The 6,439-nt window shown below is 44.3% G+C and carries 7 protein-coding genes and 1 riboswitch; of the genes, 6 read left to right on the top strand and 1 reads right to left on the bottom strand.

Features of this window, described 5'->3' with window-relative positions; translation table 11 throughout:
* The coding region (locus T541_RS0116315; RefSeq protein WP_026653658.1) for a hypothetical protein at positions 1-237 on the bottom strand (237 nt) is incomplete at its 3' end.
* A gap of 218 nt (positions 238-455) precedes the next feature.
* On the opposite strand from T541_RS0116315, the gene T541_RS0116310 reads away from it, so the two are divergent.
* The 6 genes from T541_RS0116310 to T541_RS0116285 all read left to right on the top strand — a co-directional run.
* The gene (locus T541_RS0116310; RefSeq protein ID WP_026653657.1) at positions 456-1,892 is read left to right on the top strand and encodes a TldD/PmbA family protein; all 1,437 of its coding nucleotides are present in this window, start codon (positions 456-458) and stop codon (positions 1,890-1,892) included.
* A gap of 16 nt (positions 1,893-1,908) precedes the next feature.
* Positions 1,909-3,183, top strand: a complete 1,275-nt coding sequence (locus T541_RS0116305) for a metallopeptidase TldD-related protein (protein WP_026653656.1) — start codon at positions 1,909-1,911, stop codon at positions 3,181-3,183.
* A gap of 111 nt (positions 3,184-3,294) precedes the next feature.
* Positions 3,295-3,467: riboswitch (Lysine riboswitch) on the top strand.
* A 104-nt stretch (positions 3,468-3,571) separates the two neighbouring features.
* A complete protein-coding gene (dapA, locus tag T541_RS0116300) occupies positions 3,572-4,456 on the top strand; it encodes a 4-hydroxy-tetrahydrodipicolinate synthase (protein ID WP_026653655.1) in 885 nt (294 codons plus the stop codon).
* Between the two features lie 48 nt (positions 4,457-4,504).
* Positions 4,505-5,260 (top strand): 4-hydroxy-tetrahydrodipicolinate reductase, encoded by a 756-nt coding sequence (gene dapB / locus T541_RS0116295; protein WP_026653654.1) that lies wholly within the window; start codon positions 4,505-4,507, stop codon positions 5,258-5,260.
* Positions 5,261-5,274: 14 nt separating this feature from the next.
* Complete coding sequence (gene hisA / locus T541_RS0116290) at positions 5,275-6,051, top strand: phosphoribosylformimino-5-aminoimidazole carboxamide ribotide isomerase (RefSeq protein ID WP_026653653.1); 777 nt, start codon at positions 5,275-5,277, stop codon at positions 6,049-6,051.
* 121 nt (positions 6,052-6,172) lie between these two features.
* The coding region (locus T541_RS0116285; RefSeq protein WP_026653652.1) for a helix-turn-helix domain-containing protein at positions 6,173-6,439 on the top strand (267 nt) is incomplete at its 3' end.

Below are 6,439 nucleotides of genomic sequence, written 5' to 3'. Positions count from 1 at the left end.
GCGGGGCATATCCTTATGTTCAACGTAGTACCTGTTTTTTCTTACAAGGCTCCCAAATATCTCCTCATCTATCTGTTCATATATCTCACTTACGAGACTACATCCAAGGTTCAGTACCCGTTTGTGCACCTCCTGTGACAGATCTGCTGTATCTCTTTCCCCATCAAGGAGCTCTTTTACAATTAATTCAATCTCTCTAATATCTTTCTGAATAAACTGTAGTATACTGTTGTACATGGAAAGCACCACCTTCTCTTAGATTATTTTCTCGCAAATCTAATCTTATCATGAAGATGATGCTTTCCCTTTTCTTATTTTTCCGAATCTTTATTTACTCTACTTGACAAGCCTCCTTCTGCCGCATAAATTCTTGGCTTTTCCATATGGACACATAGCCCGTCAGTACTTATAATTAAGGCATTCGTGGCATTAAATACGAAAGGAAGGAGAAGGGTATGAAAGCAAAGTTTTCTACATATTTAACAGAAGTTGCACCGGGACTTAAGAGTCTGATAAAAGAGCTTAATAAGAGCTATGACTATGTCTCAATCCTTGCAACTGATTCCACTGGATTTAGCGTAAATGCTTCTCAGAAGGTTAAAGGTATAAACGGCAACAACACTCTTATGTCAGAAAGAGGTAATGTAGTCAGAGTCTATAAGGACGGTCTTTATAGCGAATATGCTTTCAACATTTTTGATAAGGACAACGCTGCAGCGCAGGCAGAGAAGATCAAGAACGTTCTGGATCAGCAGTTAGCTCTTTTAACAGAGACCGGATCCAAGATCTACGACACACCTAAGCTGTCAGACGAAAAAGAGGAGCTCTTCGTGGAGATGGAAACCATGTCCATGCCTGAGGATGAGGACCTTGATAAGCTTATGCAGAAGCTCCAGGGCTTCTCAGATGCAGGAAAGGCCAAGTCTGATGAGGTTATCGACTGCACAGTTCGTGCTCAGTCAACCCACGTCTGCAAGATGTTCCTTACAGAGAACAGAGATCTTCGTCAGAGCTACGTTATCTCAGAGGGCAGCATCGTTATGATTGGTATCCGCGGAGAGAAGAACGACTTCGTTTATAACGGCATTTCTGACAGGGAAGGTCCAGCTCTTTTTGATAAGTTCGCAGACCTGGTGGATGTGAGCTTCAAGGAGCTTGAGGACAATCTTGGCAGCGACCATATCGTTCCTGGTGAGTACGAGATCATCACAACACCTGAGGTTTCCGGCCTTATCGCCCACGAAGCCTTCGGACACGGCGTTGAGATGGATATGTTCGTTAAAAAGAGAGCTCTCGGTGAGGAATTCATTGGAAAGAGAGTTGGTTCTGAGAATGTAACAATGCACGAGGGCGCTAAGGTTATTAAGGACGTTTCAAGCTATGCCTTCGACGATGAGGGAACTCTTGCAGGAGACGTTATCGAGATCGACAAGGGAATCCTTAAGACCGGCGTGTGCGATGCTCTTGCAGCACTTCGTCTAGGAATCAAGCCAACAGGAAATGGTAAAAGACAGAACTTCGAGCACAAGGCCTACACAAGAATGACCAACACCATGTTTGACAGCGGAGAGTACACCAATGAAGAGATGATTGCTTCAGTTAAGAAGGGATATCTTTTATCCGGCATGTTCTCTGGTATGGAGGATCCTAAGCACTGGGGAATCCAGTGTATAGTATCAAGGGGCTATGAGATCATCGACGGTAAGCTCACCGGCAAGGTTGTGGCTCCAGTGTGCCTTACAGGCTATGTTCCAGATCTTCTTGGCTCAATTTCCATGGCCAGCAAAGACTACGAATCCTTTGGAAGCGGCGCCTGTGGTAAGGGCTACAAGGAGTGGGTTAAGACAGTAGATGGCGGCCCATATCTTAAAGCTGTTGCAAGACTAGGCTAATAGGGAGGAAAGCACAATGACAGATAAGATTATTGAGATACTTAAAGCCTCCAGCGCAGATGCCTGGGAGGTTATAAATACAGTCACAGAGGCTTGGGAGTTCTATTTCATTAAGCATGAGCTTGATCAGAACAGGGTTCGTGACGTAGAGCACATCACAGTTAAGGTTCACAGAAAGCTTGAGGATGGCAAGTTCCTTGGAACAGCATCTGAGGAGATTCCACCAACAGCCACAGAGGAAGAGATTAAGAAGGTTATTGATAACCTGTATGAAAGAGCTTCTTTTGTTAAGAACCCTTACTACGAGCTCAACAGTGAAAAGGTGGAGGTAAGCTCAACAGACGTTGATCCAAGGGCTGTTTCCAAGGCATACATCGAGGCTCTTAACGAGGTTCCAGAGACCTCTGGCGAGTTCATCAACTCCTACGAGATCTTCGTTGAGAAGAACAAGAGAAGATACGTTAACTCTGAGGGAATCGACGCAACAGTAGTTTCTCCAAGCTCAATGGTAGAGGTTGTGGTTAACGCAAGAAACGAAGAGCACGAGATTGAGATCTACAGCATGTACAAGGCTGGAACCTGCGACAAGGAGCACATTGTAAGCGAGATCAAGAACTCACTTAAGTACGGTAAGGATAGACTTAGCACTGTTCCAACACCAGCTCTTAACAAGGCTACAGTGGTTCTTCCTACAGAGGATGCAGGCCAGATCTACAAGTGGTTTGCCTGCAAGATGATGGCTGAGTACAAGTACAGAGGCTACTCCAACTTCGAGATTGGCAAGGAGATCTCTGACAAGGTTAAGGGCGACAAGGTTACCCTCCTTGGGTTAAAAGAGCTACCTAACTCATCTTCAAACGGTGACATCGATAGTGAAGGTGCCAAGACTAAGGATATGTATATCATTAGGGACAATGTTCCTGAGAATTTCTGGGGAGGCTGCCAGTGCAGATATTACCTGGGCATCAAGGATTCCTATGTGGTATCTAATTTCCAGGCCCTTGGCGGAAGTAGGACAGAGGCTGAGCTTAGAAGTGGCACATATCTTGAAGTTGTTCAGTTCTCTGACTTTACAGTTGATGAGATCACTGGTGAGATTGCTGGTGAGATCAGACTTGGCTACTACCATGAGGGAGACAAGGTGACTCCAGTAAGCGGAGGATCCGTATCCGGAAGCCTTGCAGAGCTTATGAACTGCATGTACATGTCTAAAGAGAGCAAGCAGTACAACAACATGCTTATGCCATCAATCATCAAGATTGAGGATATGACAATCGCAGGGGCTGAATAAAGAACCCAGTTACCATGAGGACTTGAACAAGTGACAACTTCATTGGAAAAAGTGCCATGGTATTGACACCTTCTTGACAGGTGGTGTACTATTTAAAAAACCAAATACAAAGACTTAGATAGAGGTTGCGTGTTTTAAGAGTAACCAGGTGGATGTGAAAGGCACAGATGAAGCCTGATGAAAGGAAAATATGCCGAAAGGTTCAGAATCCTTGTAACTGAATGCTTGGGTATGAAGTTAAGAGCTTCATAACTGTCATCGCAAGATGGGGCGCTATCAATTTTAATCTTTTTAGATTATTATGGAATTATTCTAGCCGGCTCATCGAACATGTTGAGCCGGTTTTTTATTGGCCAACTGGTTCTTTGTCATCTTAAAGGAGGATAAAATGGCAATATTTAAGGGAGCAGGAGTTGCAATCGCAACACCATTTAATGCAAACGGAGAAGTTAATTACGAAGAGTTTGAAAGACTTATCGAGTTCCAGATCGCGAACGGAACAGATGCGATCATCGTGTGTGGAACCACAGGTGAGGCAGCAACCATGTCTGAAGAAGAGCACATGGAGGTTGTTAAGTTCTGTATTGATAAGGTTAATAAGAGAATACCAGTAATTGCAGGTACTGGTTCTAATTGTACAGAGACAGCTGTTAAGCTTTCCAAGATAGCTGAGGAATACGGCGCAGATGGAGTTCTTTGCGTATCACCATATTACAACAAGGCTACTCAGAATGGTCTTCTTGCTCACTTTGGAGCAATCGCAGAGGCTATCAATATTCCTATCATTCTTTATAACGTACCTAGCAGAACAGGCTGCAATATCATGCCTGAGACAGTTGTTAAGCTCTGCAGACAGTACAAGAACATTGTAGGAATCAAGGATGCTACAGGTAATATCGCTCAGACATCCCGTATGATGCAGCTTGCTGAGGGATGTGTAGATCTTTACTCCGGCAATGATGACGAGATCGTGCCTATCATGGCAGTTGGCGGACTTGGAGTTATCTCAGTCCTTTCAAACGTAGCTCCGCAGCAGACCCACGATATTTGCCAGAAGTGTCTTGATGGAGACTTTGCTACAGCAAGAGAGCTTCAGTTCAAGGCCCTTCCTCTTGTGAAAGCTCTTTTCTCAGAGGTTAATCCTATTCCTGTAAAGAGTGCCCTTGAGATGATCGGAATTAAGGCTGGCCCACTTCGTCTTCCTCTTACCAAGATGGAGCCTGCTAACGAGGCAGTTCTTAAGGAAGAGATGCAGAAATACGGACTTATCTAAAATTTGGACCAGTTCTACATAGAATTACACAATGTTGGAGGAAAAGAAATGACTAGAATGATCATGCATGGTTGCAACGGTCGCATGGGACATGTGATCGTGGACCTTGTTAAAGAAGATGCAGATATAGAAGTTGTTGCAGGTGTTGATGCCTTTGGTGAGAGCACCTATGATTTCCCAGTATTTAAGAGCCTTTCAGAGGTTGATGTTGCAGCTGATGTTATCGTTGATTTCTCTAACGCATCAGCTGTGGACGGACTTCTTGATTACTGTGCAGAGCACAATACGCCTGTAGTTCTTTGCTCAACAGGCCTTTCCAAGGAGCAGCTTGATAAGGTTTCTGAGACCTCTAAGAAGGTAGCAGTTCTTAAGTCGGCCAACATGTCAGTTGGCGTAAATGCCCTCCTTAAGGTGTTAAAAGAGGTATCTCCTTTATTCGCGGCAGCAGGCTTCGATATTGAGATCGTTGAGAAGCACCACAATCAAAAGCTCGATGCACCAAGCGGAACAGCTATCGCTCTTGCAGACAGCATCAATGAATCACTTAATAATGAATATGAGTACGTTTACGATAGAAGCGAAAGGCGCGAGAAACGCCCTGTTAAGGAGATTGGAATCTCTGCAGTAAGAGGCGGAACCATAGTTGGTGACCACGATGTTATCTTTGCTGGTCACGACGAGGTAGTTACTCTTTCTCACAGAGCTTATTCAAGAGCAATCTTCGGAAAAGGCGCTATAGAGGCAGCTAAGTTCCTTGCTGGTAAAGGCGCTGGAATGTACGATATGGCTGATGTCCTGGCCTAAATTAGGGAGAAGTTATGAAATTCAGACCTTGCATCGATATTCATAATGGAAAAGTTAAGCAGATCGTGGGCGGAAGCCTTTCTGACGTTGGCAGCGCAGCCACTGAGAACTTTGTATCCTCCAAGGACGCTGTGTTCTACGGCAGAATGTATAGAGAGCTTGGACTTTCCGGCGGACACATGATTCTCCTTAATCCTGTGGACAGCCCATATTATGAGAGCACCAAGAGACAGGCCATGGAGACCCTTAAGGCTGTGCCTGGAGATCTGCAGATCGGAGGCGGCATTACATCTGATAATGCTTTGGAATTCCTTGATGCAGGGGCAGACAAGGTCATCGTTACTTCCTACGTGTTTAAAGGCGGCAAGATCAACATGGCCAACCTTAAAAGGCTGGTCAAGACTGTTGGAAGAGGGAACATTGTTCTAGACCTTTCCTGCAAAAGAACTGACGAAGGCACCTATATGGTGGTGACGGACAGATGGCAGAAACTTACAGATGTGGAGCTCTGCGAAGCCACTCTGGATGAACTTTCTGAGTACTGCGACGAATTCCTTGTTCACGCAGCAGACGTGGAGGGCAAGCAGTCCGGAATAGAAGAGAATGTGGTTAAGATCCTTTCCTCATGGGGCAAAAGAGCTATCACCTACGCTGGAGGAATCAGCAGCATTTCCGATATCAAGCTCATTAAGAAGCTAGGGAAAGGCAAGGTAGATGTCACTGTGGGAAGTGCCCTTGATATCTTTGGCGGGCCACTTAAGATGCAGGATGTTATAGATGCATGCAAATAAAAATTTTTCGGAGTCAATGAAAATTGACTCTTTTTTTTGCAAAAAAAGAGCCAGGGAGGAAAAATGTACCGACCCCCAAAAGTTAGACCAAAAATCTAACGATTGGGAGGTCGGTATTTTTATGGCTAAATATTCATATGAATTTAAGAAGAAAGTTGTTTTCGCTTATTTAAAAGGTGAAGGCAGCTACAGGTATCTTGCTAAAACTTATGGAATTCCAGCTGTAGCCATCATTGAAAGATGGGTCCAGAATTATCAAGCTTTCGGAGATGATGGACTTGTGCGTTCTCGTCAGCAACAAATATATTCTTTCGAAAAGAAACTTTCTGTTATAGAGTTATATTTAACAAGTGAAATCTCATATCAAGATCTGGCTCTGAAAGAAGGA

This window comes from Butyrivibrio proteoclasticus P6B7 (assembly GCF_000622085.1).
Taxonomy (GTDB): Bacteria; Bacillota; Clostridia; order Lachnospirales; family Lachnospiraceae; genus Butyrivibrio; species Butyrivibrio proteoclasticus_A.
The sequence above is the reverse complement of the archived record's forward strand: the minus strand, read 5'-3'. Positions and strand labels throughout refer to the sequence as shown.